Raw genomic sequence first — 1,027 nt, forward strand, 5'->3', positions numbered from 1 at the left:
CCCGTTCCCATGCCGAACACGGAAGTTAAGCTCTTCAGCGCCGATGGTAGTTGGGGGTTTCCCCCTGTGAGAGTAGGACGTCGCTAGGCGGTATTACATAATACCGTGGAGAATTAGCTCAGCTGGGAGAGCATCTGCCTTACAAGCAGAGGGTCGGCGGTTCGAGCCCGTCATTCTCCACCATTTATGCCGGTGTAGCTCAACTGGTAGAGCAACTGACTTGTAATCAGTAGGTTGGGGGTTCAAGTCCTCTTGCCGGCACCAGTTTTCTCGAGCCATTAGCTCAGTTGGTAGAGCATCTGACTTTTAATCAGAGGGTCGAAGGTTCGAGTCCTTCATGGCTCACCATGAAATTTTTATGCGGGTGTGGTGGAATTGGCAGACACGCTAGACTTAGGATCTAGTGCCGCAAGGCGTGGGGGTTCAAGTCCCTCCACCCGCACCATATTTTTTGCGGGAGTAGTTCAGTGGTAGAACACCACCTTGCCAAGGTGGGGGTCGCGAGTTCGAATCTCGTCTTCCGCTCCAAACTTTACTTATAATTTTATCTGCCTTAGCCGGGGTGGCGGAATTGGCAGACGCACAGGACTTAAAATCCTGCGGTGGGTTTCCACCGTGCCGGTTCGAGTCCGGCCCTCGGCACCATTCAGTTTCATAAAGCTTTACTGCGCCCGTAGCTCAATTGGATAGAGCGTTTGACTACGGATCAAAAGGTTAGGGGTTCGACTCCTCTCGGGCGCGCCATATTTTCCCATAACAGAAAACGGGGAGTAGCTCAGCTTGGTAGAGCACTTGGTTTGGGACCAAGGGGTCGCAGGTTCAAATCCTGTCTTCCCGACCATTTTCTTTTGGGGCCTTAGCTCAGCTGGGAGAGCGCCTGCCTTGCACGCAGGAGGTCAGCGGTTCGATCCCGCTAGGCTCCACCAACAGATTGATTGAACCTTGAAAACTAAACAACCAAACGTCAACGTTTTAAGATTTTAAGTCTTTTTCGAACAAAAAAGACAATGAGCTTTTCAAACACTTT

At 51.2% G+C, this 1,027-nt stretch carries 9 tRNA genes and 1 rRNA gene; all 10 read left to right on the top strand.

Annotated elements, in window-relative coordinates:
• Window positions 1-89 (top strand): 5S ribosomal RNA (rrf, locus tag JOD21_RS19190); the annotation flags it as partial.
• Window positions 90-107: 18 nt separating this feature from the next.
• Window positions 108-183 (top strand) — tRNA-Val (locus tag JOD21_RS19195).
• 5 nt (window positions 184-188) lie between these two features.
• Window positions 189-264: transfer RNA gene (locus tag JOD21_RS19200), tRNA-Thr, on the top strand.
• An 8-nt stretch (window positions 265-272) separates the two neighbouring features.
• Window positions 273-348, top strand: a tRNA-Lys gene (locus JOD21_RS19205).
• Between the two features lie 12 nt (window positions 349-360).
• Window positions 361-445, top strand: a tRNA-Leu gene (locus tag JOD21_RS19210).
• 8 nt (window positions 446-453) lie between these two features.
• Window positions 454-528 (top strand) — tRNA-Gly (locus tag JOD21_RS19215).
• Between the two features lie 28 nt (window positions 529-556).
• Window positions 557-645 (top strand) — tRNA-Leu (locus JOD21_RS19220).
• A gap of 22 nt (window positions 646-667) precedes the next feature.
• Window positions 668-744 (top strand) — tRNA-Arg (locus tag JOD21_RS19225).
• Window positions 745-764: 20 nt separating this feature from the next.
• Window positions 765-841: transfer RNA gene (locus JOD21_RS19230), tRNA-Pro, on the top strand.
• Between the two features lie 9 nt (window positions 842-850).
• Window positions 851-926: transfer RNA gene (locus JOD21_RS19235), tRNA-Ala, on the top strand.
• Window positions 927-1,027: the final 101 nt, after the last annotated feature.

Origin of the sequence: Jeotgalibacillus terrae (assembly GCF_016908195.1) — a bacterium.
GTDB classification, from domain to species: Bacteria; Bacillota; Bacilli; order Bacillales; family Jeotgalibacillaceae; genus Jeotgalibacillus; species Jeotgalibacillus terrae.